This is a genomic window from Bradyrhizobium sp. HKCCYLS20291, assembly GCF_051167715.1.
Classification (GTDB): domain Bacteria; phylum Pseudomonadota; class Alphaproteobacteria; order Rhizobiales; family Xanthobacteraceae; genus Bradyrhizobium.
In genome coordinates, this window is record NZ_JBNPTO010000021.1 from 99,141 (window position 1) to 124,582 (window position 25,442).

The window sequence follows — 25,442 nt, forward strand, 5'->3', positions numbered from 1 at the left end:
CGTGGAAGGAAGGCAACCTCGCTCGCATCAAGGATGCCGACCAGGTCAAGAAGGCTGCGTGATCGTGGCCTCAGATTTGCTCAAATGCAACAGCTTGTGTTCTAACAATGACGGGACCGGTGTCTACATGTCGGTAGGAACATTCCTTTGTGCGTGGTGTACTGGCTCAAAGGCCTCCGCAACGACGCACTCGGGACCGCAGCAACGAGGTTGGAAATGCCATTGCAGGTACCCGACAACGAGAAGTTTCTGACTGGGGAGGAGACGAAGCTGTGGCGCATATCGCGTGGTCTCAACCAGGCTGAACTTGCGCAGTGGTTGGGCATCACGCCTCAGGCGGTCAGCAAGCAGGAGCGCCGCGGCGTATCAAAGATTGTTGCCTTGGCACTGGCGGCGATTGATCGTGGCCTGCCGCCGTTCCGTCCGACCCAGGACGATTACGACGCCGCCGAGAAGGAGAGGAAGGGAAAAAGGGAATGAAGGCTGTTATTGTCGAGGATCCCCCTGATCCGGTTCGCAGGGAGATCAATCCGCGTTTCAAGAGCCGGCTGCCAGTCATCATTGGCAGGGCCTGTGACTGCCTGATCAGGATCGAGCCCGAGATTAAGAAGCTCGAAGTCTATTTGCGGGAGTTCGCAGAGTATCTCGACTTTGAGATCGAGAAGGTCCGTCTCGAGATCGAGAAAACGGAGTGGCAAGATCGAGTCGATCGAGCGCAGCTAGATGATGCCAGGGAGTGGCTTGCGAAGCTTCGTCAGTTCCGGAAAGAATTCGACATCGACCTGATGACAACCCCTTCAGGCTACATCAGGTCAATGGTGGAAAGGGTCGAAACGCTCTTTGGAGCAATCGACGTAAGTCAGTGCTGACTTACAAACGCACGATCACGGCGACGATGGCGATCTCAGCGACATCGTCAAACGCCATTCGCTCTTCATCTCCGACCGGCATCGTCTTCGTCATGACGAGACCTTTCTCGTCGATGCTCGTCAGCAGACGAACTTTGGACTTACCGTCCTTGCCGGTCACGAGGATCATGTCACCCGCAACGGGGTCACGGCGCTTCGTGCCGTAGCAGAGCGATCCTGCCTTCAGCCACAGACCGAACGAATCATCCGGCACATGGAATGCAAAGCCCGTCTCGTCTCCGTCGAGCTGGGGCGGAGCCGGGACATAGCCGTCCCTACGGCTTGAAGCTGCAGCCTGCAATGAAGCTGGGAGCGCCGAGACGTGCTTGAACTCTACGGTCGCCGTCCTGCCGGGTGCAGGACGCAGCCCCGCGCGCTTTGACACCCCTTCCGGGACATCCGTTGCGTTCTCTTCGGTCTCGGCTCCGAGAGCCTCCAAGACCTTCTTCGTAATCGGGATACCAGAAGCTTCCGCGATCTTCGTAAGAGTCTTCTGCGTTGGGATGAATGGATGATCGGGATTGTTGAGCAAGCGCAGCAAAGTCGAAGGGGCGAGTTCCGCCTTCCTTGCAAGCTCCGTCGCATTCCATCGCTTGCGATCCAGGATGTAGTCGATCCACTCGATCACAATATGCTTCGGACTCTGTGCTTTCGTCTTTGCTGCCACTTTGAGCGCCATGGTCATTGCAATGCGCCTTTTTCTATCAGTCTTTGAAATATGAAACTAGGGTTGAACGGGACTTCCTCCCAGAATCGTCTTCTGAGCGTGATCTTCTGGTCGAAACGTCCGTTTGCATATTGGCTCCATCCGTTTGTTTGGATGCTAACACCTCTCCCCTAGTCTAGGTTTCGCTCGTTTGCAACGAAATTTTTGTTCGCTATTTGTTCACTATTTTTCATGAAATGCAAGTGAAATCAGTCGCTTAACATTTGCGGTGCGGGTGAGGCAACTTTGAGCATTGCTAACACCTGCTTGAACTCCTGCAAATGCAGTCCTGCATGTACGATGGCGATCGCGTCTGCAACATGCTCATTGTCCAGATGCAACTCGCCTCTCCGGTTCAAAATCTTGCCGCCCTTTCCCGTGGTGTCACGGTCGTAGAGCTTCCAGGAAGCCTCGGGATAGTGCCGGGCGGCCCAGGAGATGATCTCCGGCTTCTCGGCCTTTGGATTTCCTACGCTGCCCTTCTTCGTCTCCAAGGGCATGACCTGGAAGAGAGGAATCTGGATCGAAGCGAGAATGCCAACCGCGGCTCCGAAGCCGTATGAGGCTCTCGCAGCCTGGGCACCTGACGGGATCTCCGCAAAGGCCACGGTGCAGCCGGCCAGCTCCTCATGGAGCCCGGCATGCAGCTCCCGAGCACGACGCAGGTCGTCCGAGTTTTGCCGTATTAGCTTCTTTTTGCCGGCCAGCTTCTCGGTCGAGATGGTTCGGAACCTATCGAGCGTCAGTTCCAGCGTGTTGAGGTCGAGCCACATTCGGGCGACCCCGAAATTGGCGAAGGCCGGATCGAGTCCGGCTACGAGGATGGGGTTCATCGGTCCCTAGTGGGTGACGGTGTTGCCGCATCACCACATCTCGTGGCTTGCATTTGCATTTGCATTCCTGCAAATACATCACCCCTCGCCGGCCGTCAAGCTGGCGACAGCCAACAGAAATCATCGCATGAGCCTCAGAGCACTAACCTGGGCGTTCGACCTGGTCGACGCGGATCTCACGCCCACCCTCAAGCTGGTCCTCATCACGCTGGCCAATTACGCCAACGAGAAGTCCGAGACCTATCCGAAGCAGAGCACGATCGCCGTCAAGACGTGCCTGACCCGGCAGACGGTCTGTGCGGCGCTGACCAAGTTGGAAGACCTCGACCTCATCTCCTCAACCCAGCGCTACTACGACAACGGCGGATACCGCTCGAAGGTCTACCGGCTGAACGTGCCGGCTGCCCTGGAGGAGAGCATCAACGACGACGAACCCCTGTCAAATTCCCCGACACCGGGGGTGTCAAATCCGCCGACACGGGATGTCAGCGACGACGACAGGGGGTGTCCGCCTCCCCGACGACCCCTGTCAAATACGCCGACAAGGGGTGTCGGCGAGGATGACAACAATAACCGTGTACTAGAACCGAAACTAGAACCGAAACCAGAACCGCGTCGCAAGGGGCGACGGACGGCGGAGTGGCCTTCCGATTATCGCGAGCAGTTCTGGGCGGTCGTTCCTCGCAAGATCGGGAAGGACGCAGCACTCACCAAGCTCGCCCGCATCGAGCGGGAAGACAAGGTCGAGTTCGACGTCATCATCGCAGCAATGCGCCGGTATGCCAACAGCCCAGATGTGCGTCGCGATCTCCGTGATCCCGATCGCCGCCGGTTCATCGTCCACCCGGTCACCTGGCTCAACCATGGCCGGTGGTCGGACGAGGACGGCCTGCCGCCGGAGTCCACCGATGATCGCCATCGCCGGGTTCTGGCGCGACGCACGGTGGCGATCTGATGGCCGGGATCGATGTCGGAAAGGTGCTGGCCGAGCACGGCATCAAGGTCAAGTCCCTGAAGTTCGGCAATCAGTACGCGATCTGTCCGATGTGCTCGCACACGAGGAAGGGGGCTCACAAGAAGATCAAATGCCTCAGCGTCAAGATAGACGATCGAGGCGTCGTCTGGAATTGCCACCATTGCACATGGAGTGACGGAGAGAATGCTAAGCGAGAAGCACGCGAGAGGACTGGAGGACAGAGGCCTGTGCCCCGAACTGGCGGTGGCTATGGGGCTCTACAGCGGGAGTCTCTCGCGCGATGGGCAGGACCAGGTCATCGTCGTTCCGGACCCGGACGGTAAGGTTCTGTGTTGGCCCTACTTCGAAGAGAGCGACACGGAGGTCAACTGCAAGTACCGCTGGGCGCAGGACGGCGAGCGCCGCTTCATGCAGAAACGGAACGCTGCCAAAACCCTCTACAACGCGAAGATCTTCTGGGACGAAGCGATTATGAACCGGCTCGAAGCCGGCGCGGAATCGCTCATCTGGACGGAGGGCGAGCCTGACTGCCACGCCGTGCTGCTGTCCGGCTACGACACCTGCGTCTCCGTTCCGGACGGAGCGCCGCCGGCTCGCGACAAGAACGGCAAGCTGATCCACGTTCCGGACGACGATCGCGATATCGACCCCGAGGACGACGACAAGTTCTCGTTCATGGGCCGGCTGATGGACTCGCTGCAGCGAGTCAAGCACCACATCATCGCAGTCGATGGCGATGAACCAGGTGGCCGGCTCGCGAAGGAGCTGGTGCGGCGCCTCGGCGCGGCCAAGTGTCTCTGGGTCGAATATCCGAAGGACGAGGTCGTTCCGGACAAGAAGCGCAGAGGCAAGAAGCGCGCTTGCAAGGACATGAACGAGGTCAAGCTTTACCTCGGCGCCGAGAAAGTACGGGAGCTGATCGACAACGCCAAGCCGTGGCCAGTCAAGGGCCTGTTTCGGCTGAGCGACTATCCCGAGGTTGAGATCCCGCCGATGGCGGAGGTCGGGATCTCGGAGATCCTCGACAAGCACATGAAGTTCTACCCCGGCCAATTCGTGGTTGCCACCGGCATCCCGAACGTCGGCAAGTCGACCTTCATCAACCAGTGCGCCGTGCTGCTGGCGAAGCGGCACAAATGGCCGGTTGCGATCTTCTCGGGCGAGAAGGACGTCAAGCCGTTCCTGGCGCACGAGCTAATGACGGCCTTTCTCGACAAGCCTCGCGAGGACTGGTCGATGGAAGAGAAGATGCGTGCGACGGCTTTCGTCCAGCGCTACTTCCAGTTCATCGACTACGACGACTCGATGGACGGCGATATCGACCTGAAGTTCGTCCTGGACACGGCGGCTGCCGCGGTCTTCCGGGACGGCGTAAAGCTGCTGATCATCGATCCCTGGAACGAGCTGGAGCACACCCGTCCGCCCAGCGTGTCGCTGACGGAATATGTTGGAAAGGCGATCAAGCAGATGAAGCGCTTCGCAAAGCAGTTCGGCGTCTGCGTCATCGTCGTCGCTCACCCGACCAAGCTGGACCCGAAGGTCACGCCTGGCCTCTACAACATCTCGGACTCGGCGCACTGGGCCAACAAGGCGGACCTAGGCATCGTCGTCAACGCCGATCCAGAGCGAGCGGCGGAGGCTCCGAACGAACGTCAGATCATCATCCCGAAGGTGCGGTTGAAGCGCATCGCCGGCATGACAGGAACGGTCGACCTGACGTTCGACGATCGAGCAAGCCTGTTCCGCAAGTTCGATTTTTGAGAAAGTGTTTGCATGAATGCAAACGTTATGGTAGCGCAAACTGGAAAAGGAGAGACCATAGATGGCAGGTTCGGTTAACAAGGTGATCCTGGTCGGCAATCTCGGCAAGGATCCCGAGGTCAAGCACCTCAACAACGACAAGTCCGTCGCGAACTTCTCGATCGCGACCTCGGAGACCTGGCGCGACCGTGACGGCGAGCGCAAGGAGAAGACCGAGTGGCACAACTGCCAGGTCTGGGGCGAGCAGCTGATCAAGGTCGTCGAGCAGTACTTGTCCAAGGGCGACAAGGTTTACGTCGAGGGCAAGATCCAGACCCGCAAGTGGGAAGACCAGGACGGCAAGGATCGCTACTCGACCGAGATCGTCGTCAACAACCTGGTCATGCTGTCGACCAAGGGCGATGGCGGCGGTGGCCGCAGCAACGACGACGATCGTGGTGGTCGCTCGCGCAGCCGCGACGATGACAGCGGTAGCCACTCGCGCGGTGGTGACGAGGGTGGCCGCAGCCGCAGCCGCTCCCGCGATGATGACCGCGGTGGTGACGATCGCGGCGGTGGTCGCTCGTCGAGCCGCTCTTCGTCCCGTGATGATCGGGGTCGGGCTGATGACAGAGGGTCCTCGCGCTCGTCGAGCCGCTCCTCGTCGCGCAACAACGACATGGACGACGACATCCCCTTTTGAGCGGGGTGACGACCTCCTGACCCGGATGCGGACGGGTCGTCTATAGAGCTTCCCCGTTGAGCGGGGAAAATGCGGGGGCGCCTCCTACTTGGTTGGCGTGCAGGAGGCGCCCCTCTGCCTTTTGATTTGCATGAATACCAACTGGAGCACAAAAAAACAAATGAGAATCTTCCAGGTTACGCCGGACGGCATGGCTTCGCTGTTCGACGCGCATCACGCCAAGGAAGCGGCAGAGCACGGCGACTGCTCCTGCCCGCCTGGCCTCTGCCTCGAAGGCACCGAACCGGTCGAACCGGAGGCTGCTGACTTTCCGACGCCGCTGGACCTGATCGTGGGTGGCCTCATGTCGATCCTCGCCGAGGATGATCTCGACGTCGAGGACGAGGACGACGATTTCGTCATCGAGTTCGAGCCGGACTTCGAGCTGAGCGACGAGCCTGTCTCGCGAGCCCATCAGCTCGACCAGCTCGGCTCCATCGTCGAGGATGTGACCGCGCTCGCCGGTCTCTACGCCACAATGGTCCACGAGGACCGCAGCCGGGACGAGGACTGAGCGATGGCTCGCACTGTCCTGGACGTCTCTCCCGGCGCCCTCTCCGACTATTACGACTGGCTCAAGGCCGCGCCTGCCGGCGATGTCCTGGTCTACTGGAGCGGTGATCTCCAGTACGACCGCCAGGTCGTGATCCCCGAGACCGACGTGCTGCGCGGCAACGAGCGGCTCCGTCTCGCAACCCTCAACGTTCTCGCCGACCGCGTCCTGGAGGACGCCAAGCATGGTCACCTCCTGCTCACGCAGAAGCGGATCGGCACGAACATCTTCGAATACCGAGCAACCCGCCGCCGGCAGCCAGCTTTCGGCAGCGACATCACGGGCAAGAAGATCACACCGCATGACCTCGTCCTCGCATGAGGATCGCACGAATGCTTTGAGCTGGCTGGCGCACGGTGCCCAGCTGGCTTTCGAGCTGAAGGGCGATCAAGCCAAGCACAGTGACGTCATCTGGCAGCTCCTGGTCGAAGCGATCGAAGTGATCGACAAGACGCCCGACCAGGAACGTCGTTGGCTGACTTCCGGCAACCGCTCAGGCGGTTGGAACATGGTCGGCATGTCGCGTGCCGAGCTGCTCGTGATCGAGCGTATCCGCCTCCTCAGTGCGATGAAGCCCTATGACGGACAGACCAAATTCGCTCCTCAGAGAGACGATGTTGAACGATCCCTTGGCGTTCTGGCGTGGATGCGGTGGTGCAACGCTGCTCGCCTCCCAGAACGTCTCATCAAGGCTGCTGTCACACTGGCTCGCGGCGGGGATGCCGAGATTGTCCATCGTCTCTATTGCCCGACGCGCAGACCCAATCGTCAGAACGTTTGGGAAATCAAGACCAGAACGGTCGGTTTCATTCTGACCGGACTCAAGAACGACCTCGGCATCGTGCCGGGTCATGGCCTCTCATTCCAGGAGCTGAACCATGCTGCATGACCTGCCGCTGCCGAAGAGAATCGATGTCGACCAGATCGTCGAGCATTCGTTCAAGGACTACCACACCAAGGGCTTCGACTATCTCTGCCTGCAGCGTTCGCCGGAGGAGACGTTGAAGCTGTACTTCTTCGACGGCGACATCTCCAAGCTGCCCGAGGTCATCGCTCCGCACAATCACCGCTACGACTTCGAGACCTATGTCGCGGCCGGCCTCAGCGAGAACGTCTGGTTCACGCGCTCGGCGCTCCGTCCGGAGCATCAGGGCAAGATCTTCAACTGGTTCGAGTATCGGACCCCGCTCAACGGCGGTGACGGCTTCACCTTTGCCGGTGAGGAAGAGCTGTTCGAGGCGAAGCGTGGCCGGTTCGGGACTGGCGACTCCTACTTCATGCACGCGGAGGACCTGCACACGATCCGCATCGTCCAGAGCGAGACGCTGCTGATGCTGGTGCAGTTCGAGGACGTCGTACCTATCGACAAGCCGACCTGGACGTATTGCGGGGGAAGTGCGCCCTCTCTGGAGGGCCTCTACACCAAGTTCACGGCCGATGAGGTCATCAGCCGGCTCCGCAAGTTCGAGGAGCGCACCGGCATCGTGTTCAGCTCGATCGGCGCCCGCACCGCCGCATAACGGGAGACGGATTTGAAGCGCGAGATCATCCTCGACACGGAGACCACGGGACTCGATCGCAAGACCGATCGGATCGTCGAGATCGGCTGTGTCGAGGTGATCGACCTTATCCCGACCGGCAAGACATTCCACAAATACATCAACCCGACGCATCCCGTTCACCGGGAAGCGTTCAAGGTCCACGGGCTCAGCAACGAGTTCCTGAAGAAATTCCCGACGTTCCGCCGGCAGGTCAACCAGTTTCTCACCTTCATCGAGGGTGCGACGCTGGTGGCCCACAATGCCAGCTTCGACGTCGGGATGATCAACGCCGAGCTGGAGCGCCTCGATCTGCCGCCACTGCAGAACGAGATCGTCGACAGCCTGGCACTTGCCCGCGAGAAGCGGCCTGGAGCCAGGCACACGCTCGACTCGCTGTGCAAGGCGTTCGGCATCGGCCTGACCAAGCGCGACAAGCACGGCGCGCTGCTCGATGCCCAGCTGCTCGCGGAAGTCTACTGCGAGCTGCGCGGTGGCCGGCAGATGGGGATGTCCCTGGACCTGTTCGCAGCGTCCTCGGAGGTCGCACCCGTCGTCATCAGACAGCGGCCTGTTCCGCTCGCACCAAGAGTCACAGACGAAGACCGCGCCCTGCACGCGAAGTTCATCAGCAAGATGACGGACGCGATCTGGAACGACTATCGCGACCAAAAACTCGAGACCGCAGCTTAGCCAACCAGGAGAGATCAATGAACGCACCCGCCCTTTACAGGCGCACGGGCAAGAACGGCATGTCCGATGAAGCCCGCGCTGCTCGCCGCTTCTCCATTGGAGGATCGGACGCCAAGATCATCATGTCCGGTGACCAGCTCGCCATCGAGCGTCTGTGGGCCGAGAAGCGCGGCGAGATGGCTCCAGAGGATCTGTCCGAGGTCATCCTGATCAATCTCGGCAACCTGACCGAGCCGCTGAATGCCGACCTGTTCGAGAAGGACACCGGCCTGTGGGTCACCAATGAGCAGGACAAGGTCTTCTACGAGGACTGGGACAAGGCGCATGCCACGCTGGACGGACTCGTCCGCGAGACTGAGACCGGACCGGCCATCTCGATGGTCGAGTTCAAGTTCATGTTCCCGTTCGGCTTCTCGTTGGACAAGGGAATCGAGAAGTATTTCCCGCAGTGCCAGCACAACATGATGGTGACCGGTCTGCCGACCTCGCAGCTCTGCATCCTGACCGGTGCGGCGCAGTGGTATCGCGTCGAGATCGAGGCGGACATCTTCTACCAGGTCAAGCTTCTCCAGCACGAGAAGGACTTCTGGGACTGCGTTGAGACCGGCCGGATCCCGGGTAATCCGGTGATCGAAGTGCCGCTCGTCGAGCGCATCAAGGTCGTCGACATGAACGAGAGCAACGAGTGGGGCGCTCAGGCAGCGGTCCTGCTGAAGACGTTCACTGCTGCCAAGAAGCATGAGGCTGCCAAGACCGCCATCAAGAAGCTGATGCCAGAAGACGCCATCCAGGCGGCCGGCAAGGGCGTGACAGTCAAGCTGTCGAAGGACGGCAAGAAGCTGATCGATTGCGACAAGACCGAGGTCGCGAAGATCGACGACGAGCAGGCTTGGTTCCCACCGGAGCCGAAGAAGGCAAAGGGCGGCGGCAAGAAGAAGACCAAGGCCGACAACGACAACACCGAGGAAGCAGAGGCGGCGGCCTAACCGCCCCTGCCCTTACATTCACCAAGAGGACGATCATGAGCAACGCATCCGAAAATCTCGCGATCTGGAACGAGGTCGAGCAGACCGATCCCAACTTCACCAAGTCGTTCAATCGCGGCGGCGGCTTCAAGGGTACGGCGACCAACGCCACGTACCTGATCAAGAAGGCCACGAAGATGTTCGGCCCGATCGGCATCGGCTGGGGCTGGAACATCATGGAGGAGCGCTACCAGCCGGGCCAGGATAAGGACGTGATCCACGTTCTGAAGCTGAAACTCTGGTACATCTGGGGCGACAAGAAGGGCGAGATCGAGCACTTCGGTCAGACCACCTTCGTCGGCAAGAACAAGAACGGTTGGTACACCGATGAGGAGGCGCCGAAGAAGTCGCTGACCGACGCGCTCAGCAAGAGCCTGTCGACGCTAGGCTTCGCTGCCGACATCCACCTCGGGATGTACGATGACAACCGCTACGTCAGCGATCTGAAGCAGGATTTCCGCGGCTCCGACGAGTTCGACGGCGCCAACGATAATCAGGATCGCGGCGGCAAGTCTTCGGACAAGGGCGGCTCCTCGAAGGGCAGCAAGGGCAAGCGTGCCGCTTCCGTCGACGAGAAGGAGCAGGACTCCATCCTCGACCACTGGGAGGATCAGATCGCCCAGGCCGGCTCGGTCAAGGAGATCATGGAGATCATCGGCGAGAAGGCGTTCGCCGAGGATCTGGCGAAGCTCCACGAGGATGATGAGGCTCTCATCCGCAAGAAGGCCAGCGATCGCTCGCAGGAGCTGAAGGCGGCCAAGACCAAAGCGAATGCGGGCTAAGTCACGCGCATACGTCCAGCTCGCCTTGCAGGTCATCCAGCTTGCCCAGAGCGCGGATGATCTGCGGGCCTGGTGGGCGGCCGAGAGAGATCACCGCTACGACTACGGCCTGACGGACGATCAGATCGAGCGGCTCAAGGAGGCGTGCAAGGAGCGTGTCCTTCGCCTCGGTGGAGAGCTACGGGAATGAGCAGATGAGCAAGACGACGAGCAAGTCGAGCAACCCCTGGATCTATGCCCTCAAGAACGAGGACGGCCATCTCGTTCCGTATGCGAGCTATGACCGTGAAAAGTTCGAAGAGCTGCCGGTCAATAAGCTGCTGCGCGTCAACATCGTCCAGCAGCGCAATGCGCCGCGGCACCGGCTCTATCGGGTGATCCTACGCCTGGTCGTCCAGAACACCGACCTGTTCGTGTCGGAGGACAGCCTGCACAAGACGCTGCTGGTCGGTTGCGGCGTGGTCGAACCCATCATGACGGTGACTGGCGAGATCATAATGGTCCCGTCGTCGACGGCCTACGATGCGATGACCGAGGAAACATTCAAGCCGTTCTTCGACAAGGCCATGAGCATCATCGAGACCAACATCCTCCCGGGGGTCGACATTGATGAGCTGCTGAAAGAGGCCCGGAAGCAGGCGAATTACAAGGAACCGGCGAACGACAACGACGATCGCCACAAGGACGAGGATGCAGCGTGATGGCAAACGTAGTGGAAGGCGAGCCGCGCAACAGCCAGGAATGGCATGGCTCCTATTTGGACGAGGACGGCATGGTTGCCGACATCGTCGCGAAGGTGAAGGCGGATCCTGTTGCGCCTGAGCGCTGGCTTGATCCAGCAAGCTGGCACATGCCTGATATCAGGCTTTTCCGCTCCAAGGAGGAATATCCTGCTCATGCCGGTTGCCTGATGTTCGCTGGCATGTCGATCCGCAACTTCTACGGCCTGTGGCATGCGGACAATCCGCACACAGCGTTCGATCTGCATGACGATGTCGAGATCACGGACGGCATCATCACCGACAAGCGGCATCCGGACAACTTCTCACACCGAGTCATCGAGCGTGTGAAGGCCGAGCTGGTGAAGCTCAAATGGCAGGCTTGAAGGTCTACCGGCCGATCATCAGCCTGCCGACCGGCTTCTGGGGCGGGGTATGGGTGTTCCTCGCAAAATCCGAACGTGACGCTTTCCGGATGCTCAGGCGGCGGATCGATGCCGGCAAGGTGAAGTGGACACCGCATGAACAACGCTGACGAACTGGTCATGAGATGTGTGGAGAACATCAACTTCAATACGCTGAACGGCCTGCCGGCAGAGGACGCCGGAATCATGATCACGACTCCAAAGGGATGGAAGGCCCCGCCTAAATTCCCTCGGAGACAGTTCGCGACCGCCAACCCTAACACGGGGGATCGAGTCTACCGCATCCCCGCCATGCGGCTGCTCGCTTACCTGGTCGGCAACAACCTCACCACCATCAAGATCGAGATGAAGGCACTCAAATGAGCATTGCAATCAAGCTTGACGCACCGGCTCTGACCAAGCTGATCGATGATGATTCGGCGTTCAAGCTGGAACTACAGCGCGCCGTGATCGCCGAGGTGACCCGGAAGATCTACATGAAGGACGTTGTTGGCGACATGGAGCGCCTAGTCCATGCGGCGTTCCATCAGCACAAGACGGACCTGATCCAGGCTGTCAAGGAGGATGAGGCGGTCCGCGCCTACATTGACGAGCGCCTCAGCAGCCTGGTTCGATCCATCCGCGGAGGAGCCTGGGGCTATGTCCAGCAGAAGGAGCTGTCGGATGACCTGAAGGGTAAGGTCAACATCTTCGTTGACGGCAAGGTGCGCGAGGAGTGCGAGCGCCAGCTCGGCAAAGTGTCGAAGATCGTCGAAGACCAAGCCAAAATGGTGCAGGAGCAAGTCATGACCCGGCTCGGCAAGATCTCTGGATACATCGAGCACAACGTCAAGGTCGAGATGCTGAAGCAGATCCAGGCTGATGTCGCCAAGACGATCGCATCAACGTTGGGGGTGAAATCGTGAACCCGAAATTTCTACCAACCACGCTCCACGGCAAGATCGACCGCATCACCGAGGAGTCCGGCGAGGTGATCGAGGCGATCGGCAGATGCTTGCGCGTCAACGGCAAGATCGGTCGCTTCGGCATCACCAGCCGCATCCAGATGGAGGCCCGAACAACGCCGCCCTGTTGCTTTCGGAACTCGCTGATCTCCGTGACGCCATCTCCAGGGTCGAGAACGCCATCACAGATCACGCCCGGATCAAGGTCGGGAATGGCGAGCTGGTCTGGACCAACGAGCTGGCCACGGCAACCGAGCTGCGCGAGCTGTACGAGGACGAGGCCGAGACCGACGAGGATTTCCTGGCGGCGCACAAGATCATCGCCGTCTGCGATGGTCAGTGGCATCGCGAGGGCACCGAGTATCGGCTCTACAAGGATATGGGGCGCGAAGATGGCTGAAGGCGGACTCGACCACTGGGCGAGCTGGAGATGCGGGCAAGAGAAACCGGGTGAGACGAAGTTCTGTCCTCCCGAGGGCTGTCCCAAGGCCTACGGCTGCGCCAGGGACCACGGCTGGAGGCCTGGGCTGCCGACCCCCGATGGATGTCTGGGCCGCGTCCCGCTGCCCTTCCCTGACATGCCAGGAGACGACCAAACATTTGCTTGACCGTTTGCTTGAATGCAAATATGAAAGGCGAATGCAAACTGTCCTCGATCTTGCCCCGCCGAAAGGCTTCCGGAAGGCCATCCTGGTCACCGTGAAGTTGCAGGTCGTGCTGAGACAGAACGCCATCTGCACGAAGTGCGGTGAGCGTCTTGGCAAGATCGAGGACACGGAGTTCGACCACTTCCCAGCACTTGGGCTGCGCTGCTGGGACGCTGAGGCCAAGGACACGACGCCGCGGGCAAACGATCCGGCATTCATCGAGGCCAAGCACTCTGACTGCCACGACAAGAAGACCTTCGGCGCCCACGGCGAGCTGGCACGCGGTGACGTCACTGAGATCGCCCGCACCAGGCGGATCGCGAAAGAGACCGAGGATTTCAGGCGTCGAATGCTGGCGAAGGTCGACCCTGACGCGGAGGTCGATGAGCCGCCGCGACGCCCCAAGAAAGCATGGCCGAAACGGCCTTTTCCGAAGCGGGGCAAGAAGCATGAAGCGCGCGGTGAGAGAGGTCCAGCAGGAAGTTCAGATCCTGAAGGATAGCGGAGAGATCGAGGACTTCAAGCTTGGTCACAGCAAGAAGCACCGGACGGTCAACTTCCAATTCCGTGGCGCCTGGTACTCGACCGTTTTTCCGTCAACGCCTCGCACGCCCTACGCCAACAACTTCGTTCGTCAGCAGATCAGACGTCAGATCGCACGGCTGCGGACACCTTAGTCCACCAGAGAGGAAGACATGGACGCTTTACGAGTTGAAGACACGTCGATGGGGTTGATGAAGGCACTGCACTTCATCACCACGCAGCATCAGAGACGGAAGGTCAAGCCGAAGTTTCAGTATGCCTCGGTTGGCAGCACCACCCGAGCCACGCGGTGCCTGACCAAGTTCGAACGCAGCCACATCACCGAGCTGGTGCAGCAGCTGACCGTCCTCGATCCGAAGACGCAGCAGGACCAGGTCAAGGAGATCATGCAGCAGATCTCGAAGCTGCCGGTCGCCTTCTTCCCGGTCAAGCGCGAGATGCGGATCGACTATTCGAAGACCTATCCCTATCGATCGACGAAGCGCTGCGGATGACCGCAATCACCGCACGCATCCGGAAGGCACAGCGTGTCGCGATCGACGCAGGCGGTTTCAACCTGCGTGGCGTGATCTACGGCGACACCAAGGGCCGCTATCGCGACGGCTGGTTCTTCTACACCGCGAAGGTGGTGGCAGAGATCGAGCCAAACGTCTTCCGGACGGCAACGGGCAATGTCTACCAGGTTGAGACCTGGTCGGCACCCTCGAAACCCACCAACGACTATGACTCCATCCCGGCCGATTGGCCGTACTGCGCGAGTGCCGAATGAGAATTGAACGACGATACACCACTGCTGGAGTCGATCCGTACAGCCTGATCGAGTGGCGCAAAGGCGTTAGCGAGATCAAGAACCCGGACGGTTCGATCGTGTTCCAGATGGAGGGCATCGAGGTGCCGGCAGCCTGGTCGCAGGTCGCCGTGGACGTCGTGGCGCAGAAATACTTCCGCAAGGCGGGCGTCCCGAACCATCTCGAACCCGTCTACGAGGAAGGCGTACCAGCTTGGCTGTCGCGCAACATCCCGAACCGGGCATTCCAGTCCGTAGCTGATCCTGCCGAGAGCGAGCTGATCTTCGGCTCCGAGACATCGGCCAAGCAGGTATTCGACCGCCTCGCTGGCTGCTGGACCTATTGGGGCTGGAAGGGCGGGTATTTCGCTCCGGCTGGCACAAAGAAGGGCGACGTCTACAAGACAGCTGATGCAGAGGCAAATGCTCGCGCGTTCTTCGACGAGATGCGCTTCATGCTGGCCACCCAGATGTTCGCGCCCAACTCGCCGCAGTGGTTCAACACCGGTCTGCATTGGGCATACGGCATCGATGGTCCGGCGCAGGGCCACTTCTACGTCGAGCCCGTTAGCATCGACGGCACCGGCAACGAGGTTTACGGCCAGGTCATGGCGTCCACGTCGGCCTATGAGCGCCCGCAGCCGCACGCTTGTTTCATCCAAGGCATCCAGGACAACCTGATCCAGGAAGGCGGCATCATGGACCTGTGGGTCCGCGAGGCTCGCCTGTTCAAGTACGGCTCCGGCACCGGCACCAACTTCTCCAACCTGCGTGGCCGCGGCGAGAAGCTGTCCGGCGGCGGTACGTCGTCCGGCGCAATGTCGTTCCTCAAGATCGGCGATCGGGCTGCCGGCGCGATCAAATCTGGCGGCACGACGCGGCGCGCAGCCAAGATGGTGGTGCTGGATGTCGATCATCCGGACATCGAGGAATACATCACGTGGAAGGTCGAGGAGGAGCAGAAGGTCGCAGCTCTGGTGGCCGGCTCCAAAGCTGCCAAAAGGCTGTTGCAGAAGGTCTGGGAAGCATGGGGCAACGGCGAGAGCCGCGACACCCCGTCCATGAAGGAAGCCATACTGGCTGCCAAGCGGGCATTCATCCCGGACACCTACATCAACCGGGTGATCCAACTCGCCGAGCAGGGTGAGAACTTCTACGCGGAGGAATTCGATCTCGACTGGCAGTCCAAGGCCTATGAGACCGTGTCCGGCCAGAACGCCAACAACACGGTGTCCGTGACCAACGACTTTCTGACTGCGGTCGAGCTGGGCTCGAAGTGGGATTTGATCGGTCGCACCACCGGCAAGGTGGTGAAGACTGTCGATGCCACGTATCTCTGGGACACCATCGCTCGCGCGGCGTGGGAGTCAGCCGATCCTGGCTTGCACTTCAACACCACGATGAACGAGTGGCACACCTGCCCGGCCGGCGGCAGCATCCGCGCGTCCAATCCGTGCTCGGAATACATGTTCCTGGACGATACGGCATGCAACCTGGCATCGGCAAACCTGATCAAGTTCCTGATCAATGATCCGTCGCGGGTCGACCGCGGCGAGGTCGACACGGACTCGTTCATCCACGCCTGTCGGCTGATCCAGATCGCGCTCGAAATCTCGATCTACATGGCGCAGTTCCCGTCGAAGGAGATCGCTCTGCTCTCCTATGAATACCGAACCACGGGCCTCGGCTACGCCAACCTCGGTGGCCTGCTGATGACCATGGGTCTGGCGTACGACTCGAAGGAGTCTCGGGCTCTAGCTGGATCGCTCTCGGCGATCATGACGGGCACGGCCTACCTCACCTCCGCCGAGATGGCGCAGGAGATGGGTCCGTTCGTCAAGTTCGAGGAGAACCGCGAGGCGATGCTGCGCGTGATCCGCAACCATTATGCGGCTGCGGAGAACGGCAGCACGTCCTTCGAGGGGCTCACGATCAAGCCGGTGTCGCTGGATTGGGACAACTGCCCGCAGGCTGATCTGCCGGCACGTGCGTCTGCAATCTGGGCTCGGGCGGTCGACATGGGCGAGGCCTATGGTTTCCGCAACGCCCAGACCACGGTCATCGCGCCCACCGGCACGATCGGCCTGGTCATGGATTGCGACACCACGGGCGTGGAGCCGGATTTCGCGCTGGTGAAGTTCAAGAAGCTGGCCGGCGGCGGCTACTTCAAAATCATCAACCAGGCCGTGAAGCCGGCGCTGGAGCGTCTCGGCTACAGCGGCAGCGAGATCAAAGAGATCGTCTCGTACGCGACTGGCGACGTGCGGAAGCTCTCGCCCAGGTTCGTGGGTGCGGCACGTGCGGCCGGCATCACGATCAGCGTGGAGCAACTCCGAGCGACCTTCGACATCCGCTTCCTGGCGAATTGGAAGGCGCTCGGGTTTGAGGACCATGAGATCGATACGGAGAATGTCGCGGTCTGTGGAACGATGACGCTGGAGGGCGCTCCGCATCTCGTGCCGGAGCACTACGCGATCTTCGACTGCGCCAACAAGTGCGGCAAGCTGGGCACTCGGTTTATCTCGACCGAAGGCCACATCCAGATGATGGCGGCAGTGCAGCCGTTCATCTCTGGCGCGATCAGCAAGACTATCAACATGCCCTCGGAAGCAACGATCGAGGACGTGAAGGCGGCCTATATGCTGTCGTGGAAGCTGGGTCTGAAGGCCAATGCGATCTATCGCGACGGCTCGAAGTTGTCCCAGCCGCTGTCGGCTGCGCTGGTCGACGAGACGGAGGTCGAGGAGGAAAAGCCGCAGACCGTCGTTCAGGTGGTCGAAAAGCTGGTCCGCACGCGGGAGAAGCTGCCTTCAAAGCGGAAGGCATCAATCCAGCGGTCGGTCGTCGGCGGCCACAAGATCTACCTCCACACTGGGGAATACCCGGATGGTCGGCTGGGTGAGATCTTCATCGACATGCACAAGGAGGGTGCCGCCTTCCGGTCGATGATGAACGCCTTCGCGATCGCGATCAGCCTCGGCCTGCAGCATGGCGTGCCGTTGGAGGAGTTCGTTGATGCCTTCACGTTCTTCCGATTCGAGCCCTCCGGGTTCGTCCAGGAGCACGATCGGATCAAGAATGCGACCTCGATCATCGACTTCGTATTCCGACATCTGGCGATCAACTACCTCGGTCGCGATGACCTGGCCCACGTCACCCCCGAAGAGAGCGGTCACACCGCGATCGGCGATGGGGTGAAGGGATCGACCAACAGCGCTCCGGACTACAAGTCCGGTCCGGAGAAGTGGGAGATCACCAGCGACGGCAAAGTGACGAAGGTCAAGCCGACGCTCGACAAGCGCTGTGTCGCCAAGCTGAGCGGTTACACGGGGGACACCTGCGGCTCTTGCGGGAATGTCACCATGGTTCGCAACGGCACCTGCCTCAAGTGCGACACGTGCGGCGAAACGACGGGGTGTTCATGAGCTGGGTGAAGCGACTGCTCTGCCTGGTCATAGATCACCGTCGAGAGAGTGACGATGTCGGGGCGTACAGCAGCTACGGCTGGAAGTGCCCTCGCTGCAGGAAGACGGGCTTCGGCATCCACGACATGTGAGCCGTAGACCACAAGAACCACAAGAACGGAACGGATCCACGGGTCCGTTCGCTTTTTTGCTTGCTTGAATGCAATTTTTGCAGTAATGCAATGCAAATCCACGCAGGCGGGCGGCCTGCAAGCCAACCAAAGGAAGTCTCAATGGGCATTTTCTCTCGCATCATGAAGCAGGCCGAGCAGACCCTCAACAGCTACACCGGCGACTCCAAGTTCCTGGCCGGCGTCGCCGCGGCTGCTGCCAACGTCACCGCGGCCGATGGTCAGATCGACAATGAAGAGATCGACGCGGCCATCTCTGGCATCCAGGCCAATCAGATCCTCGGCGCGTCGTACACGGGCTCGCAGATCGAAGAGGCGCTCACCAACGCGCTGAACCGCGCCAAGACCCGCTCCGGTCGCCTGGAGAACAAGCGCGCCATCGAGGCACTGGTCACCTACGACATCACCGCGCGTCAGGACGTGCTGGCGATCTCCGCTGACGTCGCCGACCAGGGCGACATCGGCGCCGAGGAGAAGAAGGTGCTGATCGAGATCGGCAGCCTCCTGGGCATCGACGCCGTCAAGTTCCTCGGCCTCTGATCCGGCGTTTCGCCTGAACGGGGCGGTCCTTCGGGGCCGCCCTTTTTCTTGAACTGGAGATTTTCATGGACCACCTGTTCTGGGTCGCGCTGCTCGGCATCGTCTGGGTCGACCTCTTACTCTCTGGCGACAATGCCCTCGTCATCGCCATGGTCAGCCGGCAGCTGCCGAAGGACCAGCAGAAGTGGGGCATCATCGGTGGCACGATCGCGGCCATCCTGCTCCGCATCGTCATGGCTACGATCGCCAACAGCCTGCTCGACGTTCCTGCGCTCGGCATCCTCGGCGGCGCCTATCTGCTCTGGGTCGCCATCAAGCTGATCATCGCCAATGATGATGACGTGAGCGAGAAGCCTGTCACGACGCTATGGTCGGCGATCACCACCATCGCCATCGCCGACGCAACCATGAGCACCGATAACGTCATGGCGATCGCGGCACTCGCACACGGCCACGTTGGGCTGATGGCGATCGGCGTCCTCCTGTCGATCCCGCTCGTGATCGCCGGCAGCGCAATCATCTCGATGGTGATCGAACGCTTCCCTGCCCTGAAGTGGGCTGGCGCTGCGCTATTGGGTTGGGTTGCTGGCGGCATCATCGGCGCTGATCCGTTGTTTCCCTGGCCCTGGGGTCCAAACGCCTTCACCGGCCTGATGATCGTGGTGACGGCAGGCTGGATCGTCCATCTGTGGCGCCAGACCAAAACAGTCGGAAGTCCGGCTGCCTGATGTTCACCGAGCTGGAGATCGTCGAGCGCTGTCTGCTGATGTTCTCCAAGCCTGGTCGCTGGACACAGAAGACGCTCGCGAGGGACCGACAGGGTAAGCCGGTCCCCGTATTCAGCGAGACGGCGCGGTCCTTTGACATCGAGGGCTGCATCAGAAGAGCCGCTGGAATCGAAGACCGAGGCGCGTATGCGCGCTTCGTTCCCCTCATCAAGAGCCAGGTTGGCAAGCAGCCATTCGACTGGAACGACCAGCGAGGCCGCATCCAGAAGGAGGTGGTCCGGATGTTTGAGGACCTCGCTGACGAACTACGATTTATGGAGCAGAAATGAGCATCGTGAACACCAACATCGATACCAAGGAACCGATCAGAGCTGAAGAGCTGATCCGCGGTTTCGACCGCTACCAGGAGCAGTCGATCAAGACGATCGCCTATCCTGACCACATGAAGCTCTGGTACCCAGCGCTCGGCCTCGGCGAGGCCGGTGAGGTTCAGAATAAGGTCAAGAAGATCTTCCGCGACGACGGCGGTATCCTCACCGAGGAACGCAAGAAGGCCATCGTCAAGGAAATGGGCGGGGCACTGTGGTATCTCGCAGCACTCGCCCACGGGATGGGCATGAGCCTCGGCGAGATCGCGCTTGCCAACATCAGCGAGCTGCGCGGCCGTGTCGACCGAGGCACCCTCCAGGGTGATGGCGACGATCGCTGAAATTTCGCTTGACGATTCGTTTGCTTGAATGCAAATGGAGTTGCATGCAAACAGGAGTGAGAAGTTTGGACGCGAAACAGGCCGAGGCCAAGGTCTACGAGCTGATCTTTGCCGAGATCGGCCGCCAGAACGAGATGTGGGGGCCGCTCGACGCTCGCCGGGATGTCAGCAGGGGCGAGCTGTTTGAGGCAGGCGTCGGTCAGCTGGATGCGGTGTTCGATCGGCGCAACGGCGACGAGACGGCCTTCGACGAACCGCCGCCGATCTACCCCGAGGGATGGAGCGGGTTCCGCAGCTACGGCGGCGATATCCCGAACATCGTTGTCGGCATCTCCTTCCTCATCCAGGAGACTAAGCGGCTGCTGATGAACGGCGAGGATCCGACCCGACTCTCCCGCCGGCCCGACCAATCCTACAACCCGGTGACTGGTTTGCCGGCAACCATAGAGGCCTGACATGCCCGTATTCGGCGTCTTTCTCGCCAACCACGTTCTCGATGCCTGCGGCCTCTATTTGGTCGTGACCGCAGCCGTCAAGATCTCCCGCGGCTATCCGATCAGCCGCTGGTTTTTCTAACGCTCAGGTATTTGCTTGAATGCACACAAACGGAGGACCTGTATGAAGAAGATCTATCTGCTCGCTGCTGTCGTGATGGGCGTCATGGCTGCCAGCTCCGCCGAGGCGACGGAGAAGTTCCGGCTCTGCACCGGCAACACCAAGCTGAACTACTACGCCGCAGGTCAGTACCTGAAGCGCAACGTTCCCTCGGTTGAGGTCATCGAGTCCAAGGGCTCGCTCGACAACCTGGACAAGGTCACAGCCGGCGAGTGCGACGGCGCTTTCGTGCAGTCCGACGCTCTGCTCGTCTATTCGAGCAAGAACGCTAAGGCGATCTCGGCGCTGCAGCGGTCCGGTGTGCTCTACCAGGAGCAGGCCAACCTGATCTGCAACCGCAAGGCCTACACCTCGTCGCGCATGGTCGACCTGAACTCCAACTTCACGGTCGCCATTGGCCCCGAGGGCTCTGGTGCCAACACCACCTGGGCGGCGTTCGTGGCGGCAGACAAGGCCCGCTACGGCAAGGTGCGGACGTCCGACCTCACCGGCACGTTGGCTCTCAGCGCCGTCGCCGATGGCTCGGAAGTGCAGTGCGCTCTGATCATCACCGCGCTGAACGCTCCGTTCCTCAAGAACGAGGCGCCGAAGTATGCCAGCAGCGTGACGCTGGTTTCGACCGATGACCGGGACATGACCAAGAACGCCAAGGATAACCGCGGTAACCCGGTCTACACCTACGGCGAGATCCCGTCCGGCACCTACAAGGGCATCCAGCCCACCGGCATGTTCGGCGGCTCGAAGTCGGTCGACACCATCCAGGTCGACGCCGTGTTCGTCGCCAACCGCGACTGGATCGCTGCCCACCAGGGCGACTTCGAGAAGATCGTCGACGGCTTCGCCAACGCCAAGCCGGACATCGAGAAGCTCGTTCAGCCGAAGTAACCCACGCCATTGCAATGACGGTCGCCTCCGGGCGGCCGTCTCTTCCTTTTCAATTTGTCCATTTTCAGAGCGCGGAGCGAGGAATGAGCAGGTCGGGATACAGCGAGGATTACATCGATGATCAGTGGGGCTTCATCCGGTACCGCGGCATGGTGGCAAGTGCCACGCGCGGCAAGCGAGGCCAATCCCTCTTCCGAGACATCCTGATCGGCATGAACGGGATGATCTGCAAGCGCCTGATCGCCGATGAACTCGAGACCGAGGGCTCGGTCTGTGCGATCGGAGCCGCCGGCAAGGTCCGCGGTGTCGACATGTCCGGCCTCGATCCCGATGACCCCGACACGGTCGCCGGCACGTTCAACATCGCTGATTGCCTCGCCCGCGAGATCGTCTGGATGAACGACGAAGTCGGCTCGACCGGAGAGTGGATCGAGAGCGAGCGCCGCTGGCGCCCGGAGAGCCCGGAAGAGCGCTTCATCCGCATGCGGAAGTGGGTCCGCTCGCAAATCACAGACCCGCTGTTCGACGTGGTCTGGTGCTGAAGGAGGAAACCGTGAGCAAGACGATCGTCAAACACCTGCCGCCCGAAGAGGTCGGTGAAGACCAAGCTGGATGGTGGATCCTCCACCTTGACATGAACGAGGACGGCACCAAGGCCGGCTGTTACGACGCTGCCGGACCCTACGACACAAGGGAAGACGCCAGGCGTCTCGCCGGACCTTGGCTCACCTACAAGGACCTAGTTGTTCCAACCGTCGCGCAATAAATCCTACCAGCAGGAAAGTACATGCTCGAATACAAACGTTTGCTCGAACGCATTTTGCACGAAGGAGTGCAAAAGGACGATCGGACTGGTACTGGCACCATCTCCATCTTTGGACACCAGATGCGCTTTGACCTGAGCGCAGGCTTCCCATTGCTGACCACAAAGCGGCTGTCGTTTAAGGCCGTCTCTATCGAGCTGCTGTGGTTCCTGCGTGGCGATACCAACATCAAGTTCCTGCGCGACAACGGCGTCACGATCTGGGACGAGTGGGCTGACGAGAACGGCGATCTCGGTCCGGTCTACGGAAAGCAGTGGCGCAGTTGGGGGACCGGACGCGAGCGGAAGATCTTCGATGAAGACGGTGTAATGCTGTCGGCTGAAGACGAGACGATCGACCAGATCGCCAACGTCGTCCAGCAGATCAAGACGAACCCCAACTCGCGTCGCCTGATGGTCTCCGCGTGGAACCCGGCGGAGGTCGACGAGATGGCGCTGCCGCCTTGTCATTGCCTGTTCCAGTTCTTCGTGGCGAACGGCAAGCTGTCGTGCCAGCTCTACCAGCGCTCGGCCGACGTCTTCCTGGGCGTGCCATTTAACATCGCATCCTATGCGCTGCTGACGATGATCGTCGCTCAGGTCACCGGCCTTGCGCCTGGCGAGTTCATCCATTCGTTCGGCGACACGCACCTCTACCTGAACCACCTGGATCAGGCGAGGCTGCAGCTGACGCGGAAAGACCGACCTTTGCCGAAGGTTCTGATCAACCAAGCGATCACGGACATCTTCGATTTCCGGTACGCCGACTTCACCCTGCTTGGCTATGATCCTCATCCGGCTATCAGGGCCGAAGTGGCTGTATGACGAAGGGCTCGCAGTACTACTATTCGACGGCGGTCGAGCATCGCGAGATGCCCGGCTGCTACATGGGCTCCTTCGCCTCCCCTGGTGAGGCGGCGTTGTGGGTCACCGGACCCGATGCCAAACCCAAGGTTTTCACGTCAGCGATGGAAGCTGAGCTGGCAGGCTTCAGAGTGATGGCATCTCGTCTCAACCGCGCCCGCGATACACAGCGATTCGAGATGAAGGGTTACCGCTCTGTAAAGGCCGGCGGCGGGATCAAAGCCTTCCGAGCTGAGGAGCGGAAGGAAGAGCACACGGTGGAATCAGTTTTCGGGAGCAAGAAATGATGATCATCCCGGGCGATTGGGGAGAGATCGGACTCGTGTTGGCGGTAGCTGCTGCGCTGGCCGCCTTCGTCGCAATCTACAACGACGCCACTAAGCCGGATTGCCCGTTCGGCGGTGTTGACTGCGGCGAGCCCTCGTTCAGCCACTGGAACATCCCAGGAGCGGCCGTGGCGGTCGATCCAACTCACCAAAACATTGAGTCGCTTTAGCGGAGCCGGTAATGAGCGTAATGCCGAAGATCGAAGGTGCTGGCGCCAACCTCATCGACGCCGATACCCCGATGAGGCTTGAGGACGCAGTGAAGTACGCATTCCCCCTCGGGGGAATGACCGTGGCAGGTCTCAGAAAGGAGATCGAAAGAGGCAATCTCACTGTCGAGAAGATTGCGAACAAGCACTTCACTACCCTCAACAACATCAAGCGTATGAGAGAAAGATGTCGCAGCAAGGAAAAGGTCCCCGACTCTACCGACGATCTCGATCAGACGGTCGTGACGACGTATGGGTCGTCCGAGACGGATCAAAGTTCGTCAGCACAGGGATCGTTGCAGGACCTCGTGAAAAGAACCCGCCAGCGGCTGCGGAAGAGTTCCTGAAGGACTACCTCACCGCGAAGCACGCGCCCGAGCGGAAGTTGCGGGACATCGACCGCATCCCAATTCGAGACGTCCTCCAGATCTACCTGGTGGACAAGCTCAAGGAATACGATGATGAGACGCAGCAGGTCCTGATCGACCGGCTCGCCTCCGCCGTAGGTCGCCTCGATCTCTATTTCGGCAAGTACAAGCTTGGTCAGATCACGACCGACCTGACCAACGGCTACGTCTCGCATCGCACGGGCAAGACCGTCGCCACCCGCAAGGGCGGTAGGGTCGGAGGCAAGGGCGGCGCCCGGCGTGATCTCGAAGTCCTGCGAGCTGCCATTGGCCATCACGCCAAGCAGAACCTCCACCACGGCGTCGTTCACATTTCAATGCCCGAGAAGGGCGGGTCACGCGAGCGATGGCTGACCCGAAGCGAAGCCGCTCGCCTAGTCTGGGTCTGCTGGCGCTACAAGGAGGAGCAGACGATCCACCGCGGCGAGAACAAGGGCGTCAAGATCAAGACGGAGAAATACACTCTTCGCCACGTTGCCAAGTTCATCCTGATCGGCCTCTACACCGGCACTCGTGCGGCGTCGATCGCATCAGCTTCGATCCACAAGGCGCCCGGCAAGGCCTACGTCGATCTCGATGAAGGTCTCTATTATCGGAAGCGGATTGGACACAGGGCGACCAACAAGCGGCAGCCGACAATGCCTATTCCTGACCGACTGCTGGCGCACATGCGCCGCTGGGTCGACAAGGAGATCGTCGCAAGCCATTTCGTCGAGTGGCACGGCAAGCCGGTCATGAGCGTTAAGACCGGAATGACGCACGCCGTGGAGCTGGCGAAGCTGGATCTTTCGGAGGGCAATGTGACGCCTCACACCCTGCGCCACACCGCTGCGACGTGGCTGATGCAGCAGGGTGTCGAGCTGTGGCAGGCCTCCGGATTCCTCGGCATGTCGGAGAAGACGCTGATCGATAACTACGGCCATCACCACCCGGATTATATGCGCGACGCGGCGGAGATGATCACGAAGAAGCGGGCAGTCACACGATCACGACTGGGACGTCGAGCAGCATAGAAACCCCTTCATTTATAGGGTTTGCTGCATCTCAGCCGGGCACAGACTGGGCACAGCATGAACGTGAACAAACATCGAAAAACAGTGTAAAACGGAGTCGAAAATATCAATGAAATCAATAAGATAAGGGAAACTCCACACGCTCATAACGGTCTGGTTGCAGGTTCGAGTCCTGCCGGGCCCACCAG

38 protein-coding genes are annotated in these 25,442 nt (G+C 60.4%); 36 read left to right on the top strand and 2 right to left on the bottom strand.

Annotation, left to right across the window (positions count from 1 at the left end; translation table 11 throughout):
- Positions 1 to 216 precede the first annotated feature (216 nt).
- Positions 217 to 480 (top strand): hypothetical protein, encoded by a 264-nt coding sequence (locus tag ACQR07_RS32505; RefSeq protein ID WP_434906134.1) that lies wholly within the window; start codon positions 217 to 219, stop codon positions 478 to 480.
- Positions 477 to 869 carry a hypothetical protein gene (locus ACQR07_RS32510; protein WP_434906135.1) on the top strand — a complete coding sequence of 131 codons (393 nt, stop codon included), beginning with the start codon at positions 477 to 479 and terminating at the stop codon, positions 867 to 869. The genes ACQR07_RS32505 and ACQR07_RS32510 overlap by 4 nt, the downstream gene beginning before the upstream one ends.
- Position 870: 1 nt before the next feature.
- Here the strand turns inward: ACQR07_RS32510 and ACQR07_RS32515 are convergent, their stop codons facing one another.
- Positions 871 to 1,593: a helix-turn-helix domain-containing protein gene (locus ACQR07_RS32515; RefSeq protein WP_434906136.1), complete on the bottom strand. Its 723-nt coding sequence runs from the start codon at positions 1,591 to 1,593 to the stop codon at positions 871 to 873.
- 230 nt (positions 1,594 to 1,823) lie between these two features.
- Positions 1,824 to 2,447, bottom strand: coding sequence for a hypothetical protein (locus ACQR07_RS32520; RefSeq protein WP_434906137.1), 624 nt, complete (start codon positions 2,445 to 2,447; stop codon positions 1,824 to 1,826).
- A 127-nt stretch (positions 2,448 to 2,574) separates the two neighbouring features.
- Here ACQR07_RS32520 and ACQR07_RS32525 point away from each other — a divergent pair, with 127 nt between their 5' ends.
- The 34 genes from ACQR07_RS32525 (at position 2,575) to ACQR07_RS32690 (ending at position 25,254) form a co-directional block, all read left to right on the top strand.
- On the top strand, positions 2,575 to 3,402 hold the full coding sequence (locus ACQR07_RS32525) for a helix-turn-helix domain-containing protein (RefSeq protein WP_434906138.1): 828 nt from the start codon (positions 2,575 to 2,577) through the stop codon (positions 3,400 to 3,402).
- Positions 3,403 to 3,672: 270 nt separating this feature from the next.
- Positions 3,673 to 5,184, top strand: coding sequence for a DnaB-like helicase C-terminal domain-containing protein (locus ACQR07_RS32530; RefSeq protein ID WP_434906139.1), 1,512 nt, complete (start codon positions 3,673 to 3,675; stop codon positions 5,182 to 5,184).
- A gap of 61 nt (positions 5,185 to 5,245) precedes the next feature.
- Entirely contained in the window at positions 5,246 to 5,866 is a 621-nt protein-coding gene (gene ssb / locus ACQR07_RS32535; RefSeq protein ID WP_434906140.1) for a single-stranded DNA-binding protein, read from the top strand.
- Positions 5,867 to 5,954: 88 nt separating this feature from the next.
- A complete protein-coding gene (locus ACQR07_RS32540) occupies positions 5,955 to 6,419 on the top strand; it encodes a hypothetical protein (RefSeq protein WP_434906141.1) in 465 nt (154 codons plus the stop codon).
- Between the two features lie 3 nt (positions 6,420 to 6,422).
- Positions 6,423 to 6,779 (top strand): hypothetical protein, encoded by a 357-nt coding sequence (locus ACQR07_RS32545; RefSeq protein WP_434906142.1) that lies wholly within the window; start codon positions 6,423 to 6,425, stop codon positions 6,777 to 6,779.
- A complete protein-coding gene (locus ACQR07_RS32550) occupies positions 6,760 to 7,347 on the top strand; it encodes a hypothetical protein (RefSeq protein ID WP_434906143.1) in 588 nt (195 codons plus the stop codon). The genes ACQR07_RS32545 and ACQR07_RS32550 overlap by 20 nt, the downstream gene beginning before the upstream one ends.
- Positions 7,337 to 7,978 carry a hypothetical protein gene (locus tag ACQR07_RS32555; protein ID WP_434906144.1) on the top strand — a complete coding sequence of 214 codons (642 nt, stop codon included), beginning with the start codon at positions 7,337 to 7,339 and terminating at the stop codon, positions 7,976 to 7,978. The genes ACQR07_RS32550 and ACQR07_RS32555 overlap by 11 nt, the downstream gene beginning before the upstream one ends.
- Positions 7,979 to 7,990: 12 nt before the next feature.
- Positions 7,991 to 8,689 (top strand): DNA polymerase III subunit epsilon, encoded by a 699-nt coding sequence (dnaQ, locus tag ACQR07_RS32560; RefSeq protein ID WP_434906145.1) that lies wholly within the window; start codon positions 7,991 to 7,993, stop codon positions 8,687 to 8,689.
- A 17-nt stretch (positions 8,690 to 8,706) separates the two neighbouring features.
- Entirely contained in the window at positions 8,707 to 9,675 is a 969-nt protein-coding gene (locus tag ACQR07_RS32565; protein ID WP_434906146.1) for a YqaJ viral recombinase family protein, read from the top strand.
- A gap of 35 nt (positions 9,676 to 9,710) precedes the next feature.
- Entirely contained in the window at positions 9,711 to 10,496 is a 786-nt protein-coding gene (locus tag ACQR07_RS32570; RefSeq protein WP_434906147.1) for a hypothetical protein, read from the top strand.
- A gap of 25 nt (positions 10,497 to 10,521) precedes the next feature.
- Positions 10,522 to 10,686 (top strand): hypothetical protein, encoded by a 165-nt coding sequence (locus ACQR07_RS32575; protein ID WP_434906148.1) that lies wholly within the window; start codon positions 10,522 to 10,524, stop codon positions 10,684 to 10,686.
- A 4-nt stretch (positions 10,687 to 10,690) separates the two neighbouring features.
- The gene (locus tag ACQR07_RS32580) at positions 10,691 to 11,197 is read left to right on the top strand and encodes a hypothetical protein (RefSeq protein WP_434906149.1); all 507 of its coding nucleotides are present in this window, start codon (positions 10,691 to 10,693) and stop codon (positions 11,195 to 11,197) included.
- The gene (locus ACQR07_RS32585; protein ID WP_434906150.1) at positions 11,197 to 11,601 is read left to right on the top strand and encodes a hypothetical protein; all 405 of its coding nucleotides are present in this window, start codon (positions 11,197 to 11,199) and stop codon (positions 11,599 to 11,601) included. The genes ACQR07_RS32580 and ACQR07_RS32585 overlap by 1 nt, the downstream gene beginning before the upstream one ends.
- The gene (locus tag ACQR07_RS32590; RefSeq protein WP_434906151.1) at positions 11,589 to 11,750 is read left to right on the top strand and encodes a hypothetical protein; all 162 of its coding nucleotides are present in this window, start codon (positions 11,589 to 11,591) and stop codon (positions 11,748 to 11,750) included. Before ACQR07_RS32585 ends, ACQR07_RS32590 begins: the two co-directional genes overlap by 13 nt.
- The gene (locus ACQR07_RS32595) at positions 11,737 to 12,003 is read left to right on the top strand and encodes a hypothetical protein (protein ID WP_434906152.1); all 267 of its coding nucleotides are present in this window, start codon (positions 11,737 to 11,739) and stop codon (positions 12,001 to 12,003) included. The genes ACQR07_RS32590 and ACQR07_RS32595 overlap by 14 nt, the downstream gene beginning before the upstream one ends.
- Positions 12,000 to 12,545 carry a hypothetical protein gene (locus ACQR07_RS32600; protein ID WP_434906153.1) on the top strand — a complete coding sequence of 182 codons (546 nt, stop codon included), beginning with the start codon at positions 12,000 to 12,002 and terminating at the stop codon, positions 12,543 to 12,545. The genes ACQR07_RS32595 and ACQR07_RS32600 overlap by 4 nt, the downstream gene beginning before the upstream one ends.
- Positions 12,546 to 12,711: 166 nt before the next feature.
- Complete coding sequence (locus tag ACQR07_RS32605; protein ID WP_434906154.1) at positions 12,712 to 12,984, top strand: hypothetical protein; 273 nt, start codon at positions 12,712 to 12,714, stop codon at positions 12,982 to 12,984.
- Positions 12,985 to 13,223: 239 nt separating this feature from the next.
- A complete protein-coding gene (locus ACQR07_RS32610; protein ID WP_434906155.1) occupies positions 13,224 to 13,733 on the top strand; it encodes a hypothetical protein in 510 nt (169 codons plus the stop codon).
- A 193-nt stretch (positions 13,734 to 13,926) separates the two neighbouring features.
- The gene (locus ACQR07_RS32615) at positions 13,927 to 14,268 is read left to right on the top strand and encodes a hypothetical protein (protein WP_434906156.1); all 342 of its coding nucleotides are present in this window, start codon (positions 13,927 to 13,929) and stop codon (positions 14,266 to 14,268) included.
- Complete coding sequence (locus tag ACQR07_RS32620; protein ID WP_434906157.1) at positions 14,265 to 14,543, top strand: hypothetical protein; 279 nt, start codon at positions 14,265 to 14,267, stop codon at positions 14,541 to 14,543. The genes ACQR07_RS32615 and ACQR07_RS32620 overlap by 4 nt, the downstream gene beginning before the upstream one ends.
- Entirely contained in the window at positions 14,540 to 17,986 is a 3,447-nt protein-coding gene (locus ACQR07_RS32625) for an adenosylcobalamin-dependent ribonucleoside-diphosphate reductase (protein ID WP_434906158.1), read from the top strand. The genes ACQR07_RS32620 and ACQR07_RS32625 overlap by 4 nt, the downstream gene beginning before the upstream one ends.
- Positions 17,987 to 18,258: 272 nt before the next feature.
- The gene (locus tag ACQR07_RS32630) at positions 18,259 to 18,696 is read left to right on the top strand and encodes a TerB family tellurite resistance protein (RefSeq protein WP_434906159.1); all 438 of its coding nucleotides are present in this window, start codon (positions 18,259 to 18,261) and stop codon (positions 18,694 to 18,696) included.
- Between the two features lie 65 nt (positions 18,697 to 18,761).
- Entirely contained in the window at positions 18,762 to 19,424 is a 663-nt protein-coding gene (locus tag ACQR07_RS32635) for a TerC family protein (RefSeq protein ID WP_434906160.1), read from the top strand.
- Positions 19,424 to 19,753 (top strand): DUF6197 family protein, encoded by a 330-nt coding sequence (locus tag ACQR07_RS32640; protein ID WP_434906161.1) that lies wholly within the window; start codon positions 19,424 to 19,426, stop codon positions 19,751 to 19,753. Before ACQR07_RS32635 ends, ACQR07_RS32640 begins: the two co-directional genes overlap by 1 nt.
- Entirely contained in the window at positions 19,750 to 20,133 is a 384-nt protein-coding gene (locus ACQR07_RS32645) for a nucleoside triphosphate pyrophosphohydrolase family protein (RefSeq protein ID WP_434906162.1), read from the top strand. Before ACQR07_RS32640 ends, ACQR07_RS32645 begins: the two co-directional genes overlap by 4 nt.
- A gap of 65 nt (positions 20,134 to 20,198) precedes the next feature.
- Positions 20,199 to 20,588, top strand: coding sequence for a hypothetical protein (locus ACQR07_RS32650; protein WP_434906163.1), 390 nt, complete (start codon positions 20,199 to 20,201; stop codon positions 20,586 to 20,588).
- Between the two features lie 163 nt (positions 20,589 to 20,751).
- Positions 20,752 to 21,633, top strand: coding sequence for a TAXI family TRAP transporter solute-binding subunit (locus tag ACQR07_RS32655; RefSeq protein WP_434906164.1), 882 nt, complete (start codon positions 20,752 to 20,754; stop codon positions 21,631 to 21,633).
- Between the two features lie 14 nt (positions 21,634 to 21,647).
- Complete coding sequence (locus ACQR07_RS32660; protein ID WP_434906165.1) at positions 21,648 to 22,175, top strand: hypothetical protein; 528 nt, start codon at positions 21,648 to 21,650, stop codon at positions 22,173 to 22,175.
- 11 nt (positions 22,176 to 22,186) lie between these two features.
- On the top strand, positions 22,187 to 22,399 hold the full coding sequence (locus ACQR07_RS32665; protein ID WP_434906166.1) for a hypothetical protein: 213 nt from the start codon (positions 22,187 to 22,189) through the stop codon (positions 22,397 to 22,399).
- A 21-nt stretch (positions 22,400 to 22,420) separates the two neighbouring features.
- Entirely contained in the window at positions 22,421 to 23,260 is an 840-nt protein-coding gene (locus ACQR07_RS32670; RefSeq protein WP_434906167.1) for a thymidylate synthase, read from the top strand.
- Positions 23,257 to 23,586 (top strand): hypothetical protein, encoded by a 330-nt coding sequence (locus tag ACQR07_RS32675; protein ID WP_434906168.1) that lies wholly within the window; start codon positions 23,257 to 23,259, stop codon positions 23,584 to 23,586. Before ACQR07_RS32670 ends, ACQR07_RS32675 begins: the two co-directional genes overlap by 4 nt.
- Positions 23,583 to 23,795: a hypothetical protein gene (locus tag ACQR07_RS32680; protein WP_434906169.1), complete on the top strand. Its 213-nt coding sequence runs from the start codon at positions 23,583 to 23,585 to the stop codon at positions 23,793 to 23,795. The genes ACQR07_RS32675 and ACQR07_RS32680 overlap by 4 nt, the downstream gene beginning before the upstream one ends.
- An 11-nt stretch (positions 23,796 to 23,806) precedes the next feature.
- Positions 23,807 to 24,181 carry an excisionase gene (locus ACQR07_RS32685; RefSeq protein ID WP_434906170.1) on the top strand — a complete coding sequence of 125 codons (375 nt, stop codon included), beginning with the start codon at positions 23,807 to 23,809 and terminating at the stop codon, positions 24,179 to 24,181.
- Between the two features lie 89 nt (positions 24,182 to 24,270).
- Entirely contained in the window at positions 24,271 to 25,254 is a 984-nt protein-coding gene (locus ACQR07_RS32690) for a tyrosine-type recombinase/integrase (RefSeq protein WP_434906171.1), read from the top strand.
- Positions 25,255 to 25,442: the final 188 nt, after the last annotated feature.

Bases quoted from the DNA above. Each gene is read 5' to 3' on its own strand.
- ACQR07_RS32505 (WP_434906134.1), top strand. From the start codon at position 217: ATGCCATTGCAGGTACCCGACAACGAGAAGTTTCTGACTGGGGAGGAG.
- ACQR07_RS32510 (WP_434906135.1), top strand. From the start codon at position 477: ATGAAGGCTGTTATTGTCGAGGATCCCCCTGATCCGGTTCGCAGGGAG.
- ACQR07_RS32515 (WP_434906136.1), bottom strand. From the start codon at position 1,593: ATGACCATGGCGCTCAAAGTGGCAGCAAAGACGAAAGCACAGAGTCCG.
- ACQR07_RS32520 (WP_434906137.1), bottom strand. From the start codon at position 2,447: ATGAACCCCATCCTCGTAGCCGGACTCGATCCGGCCTTCGCCAATTTC.
- ACQR07_RS32525 (WP_434906138.1), top strand. From the start codon at position 2,575: ATGAGCCTCAGAGCACTAACCTGGGCGTTCGACCTGGTCGACGCGGAT.
- ACQR07_RS32530 (WP_434906139.1), top strand. From the start codon at position 3,673: ATGGGGCTCTACAGCGGGAGTCTCTCGCGCGATGGGCAGGACCAGGTC.
- ssb (WP_434906140.1), top strand. From the start codon at position 5,246: ATGGCAGGTTCGGTTAACAAGGTGATCCTGGTCGGCAATCTCGGCAAG.
- ACQR07_RS32545 (WP_434906142.1), top strand. From the start codon at position 6,423: ATGGCTCGCACTGTCCTGGACGTCTCTCCCGGCGCCCTCTCCGACTAT.
- ACQR07_RS32550 (WP_434906143.1), top strand. From the start codon at position 6,760: ATGACCTCGTCCTCGCATGAGGATCGCACGAATGCTTTGAGCTGGCTG.
- ACQR07_RS32555 (WP_434906144.1), top strand. From the start codon at position 7,337: ATGCTGCATGACCTGCCGCTGCCGAAGAGAATCGATGTCGACCAGATC.
- ACQR07_RS32565 (WP_434906146.1), top strand. From the start codon at position 8,707: ATGAACGCACCCGCCCTTTACAGGCGCACGGGCAAGAACGGCATGTCC.
- ACQR07_RS32570 (WP_434906147.1), top strand. From the start codon at position 9,711: ATGAGCAACGCATCCGAAAATCTCGCGATCTGGAACGAGGTCGAGCAG.
- ACQR07_RS32580 (WP_434906149.1), top strand. From the start codon at position 10,691: ATGAGCAAGACGACGAGCAAGTCGAGCAACCCCTGGATCTATGCCCTC.
- ACQR07_RS32585 (WP_434906150.1), top strand. From the start codon at position 11,197: ATGGCAAACGTAGTGGAAGGCGAGCCGCGCAACAGCCAGGAATGGCAT.
- ACQR07_RS32590 (WP_434906151.1), top strand. From the start codon at position 11,589: ATGGCAGGCTTGAAGGTCTACCGGCCGATCATCAGCCTGCCGACCGGC.
- ACQR07_RS32595 (WP_434906152.1), top strand. From the start codon at position 11,737: ATGAACAACGCTGACGAACTGGTCATGAGATGTGTGGAGAACATCAAC.
- ACQR07_RS32600 (WP_434906153.1), top strand. From the start codon at position 12,000: ATGAGCATTGCAATCAAGCTTGACGCACCGGCTCTGACCAAGCTGATC.
- ACQR07_RS32610 (WP_434906155.1), top strand. From the start codon at position 13,224: ATGCAAACTGTCCTCGATCTTGCCCCGCCGAAAGGCTTCCGGAAGGCC.
- ACQR07_RS32615 (WP_434906156.1), top strand. From the start codon at position 13,927: ATGGACGCTTTACGAGTTGAAGACACGTCGATGGGGTTGATGAAGGCA.
- ACQR07_RS32620 (WP_434906157.1), top strand. From the start codon at position 14,265: ATGACCGCAATCACCGCACGCATCCGGAAGGCACAGCGTGTCGCGATC.
- ACQR07_RS32625 (WP_434906158.1), top strand. From the start codon at position 14,540: ATGAGAATTGAACGACGATACACCACTGCTGGAGTCGATCCGTACAGC.
- ACQR07_RS32630 (WP_434906159.1), top strand. From the start codon at position 18,259: ATGGGCATTTTCTCTCGCATCATGAAGCAGGCCGAGCAGACCCTCAAC.
- ACQR07_RS32635 (WP_434906160.1), top strand. From the start codon at position 18,762: ATGGACCACCTGTTCTGGGTCGCGCTGCTCGGCATCGTCTGGGTCGAC.
- ACQR07_RS32640 (WP_434906161.1), top strand. From the start codon at position 19,424: ATGTTCACCGAGCTGGAGATCGTCGAGCGCTGTCTGCTGATGTTCTCC.
- ACQR07_RS32645 (WP_434906162.1), top strand. From the start codon at position 19,750: ATGAGCATCGTGAACACCAACATCGATACCAAGGAACCGATCAGAGCT.
- ACQR07_RS32655 (WP_434906164.1), top strand. From the start codon at position 20,752: ATGAAGAAGATCTATCTGCTCGCTGCTGTCGTGATGGGCGTCATGGCT.
- ACQR07_RS32660 (WP_434906165.1), top strand. From the start codon at position 21,648: ATGACGGTCGCCTCCGGGCGGCCGTCTCTTCCTTTTCAATTTGTCCAT.
- ACQR07_RS32670 (WP_434906167.1), top strand. From the start codon at position 22,421: ATGCTCGAATACAAACGTTTGCTCGAACGCATTTTGCACGAAGGAGTG.
- ACQR07_RS32675 (WP_434906168.1), top strand. From the start codon at position 23,257: ATGACGAAGGGCTCGCAGTACTACTATTCGACGGCGGTCGAGCATCGC.
- ACQR07_RS32680 (WP_434906169.1), top strand. From the start codon at position 23,583: ATGATGATCATCCCGGGCGATTGGGGAGAGATCGGACTCGTGTTGGCG.
- ACQR07_RS32685 (WP_434906170.1), top strand. From the start codon at position 23,807: ATGAGCGTAATGCCGAAGATCGAAGGTGCTGGCGCCAACCTCATCGAC.